This is a genomic window from Commensalibacter intestini A911, from assembly GCF_000231445.1.
GTDB lineage: Bacteria > Pseudomonadota > Alphaproteobacteria > Acetobacterales > Acetobacteraceae > Commensalibacter > Commensalibacter intestini.
Genome location: NZ_AGFR01000016.1, coordinates 1 through 678, shown reverse-complemented (window position 1 = coordinate 678; position 678 = coordinate 1). Strand labels below are relative to the sequence as shown.

At 46.3% G+C, this 678-nt stretch carries 1 protein-coding gene; it reads left to right on the top strand.

Annotated features, from left to right (window positions below; translation table 11 throughout):
- A partial coding sequence (locus CIN_RS11950) for a hypothetical protein (protein ID WP_170314056.1) occupies window positions 1–678 on the top strand: 678 nt, incomplete at both ends.

Genomic DNA, 678 nt, shown 5'->3' with positions numbered 1-678 from the left:
GGTGCACACTACAAGCAGTGGCATGGAATAGCAACACGGCACCTGAAACACTACAGCTAATCGTAGAGAAAACAGATAATTGGCGCACACTACGAGCAGTGGCACGGAATAGCAACGCTACACCAGAGATACTCCAACAGATCGTAGAGAAAACCGATGATGTAGATGTGCTACAAGCAGTGGCACGGAATAGCAACGCTACACCAGAGATACTCCAACAGATCGTAGAGAAAACAGATAATTGGTGCACACTACGAGCAGTGGCACGGAATAGCAACGCTACACCAGAGATACTCCAACAGATCGTAGAGAAAACAGATAATTGGTGCACACTACAAGCAGTGGCACGGAATAGCAACGCTACACCTGAAACACTACAGCTAATCGCAGAGAAAACCGATGATTGGCGCACACTACAAGCAGTGGCATGGAATAGCAACGCTACACCTGAAACACTACAGCTAATCGCAGAGAAAACCGATGATTGGTGCACACTACAAGCAGTGGCAGAGAATAGCAACACGGCACCTGAAGCACTACAGCTAATCGTAGAGAAAGCCGATAATTTGTGCACACTACGAGCAGTGGCATGGAATAGCAACGCTACACCTGAAACACTAGATATTGTAAATAAAAAAAATAGGCTAGCTCTTCAACCTTCTAGCCCATTTCCCCTTA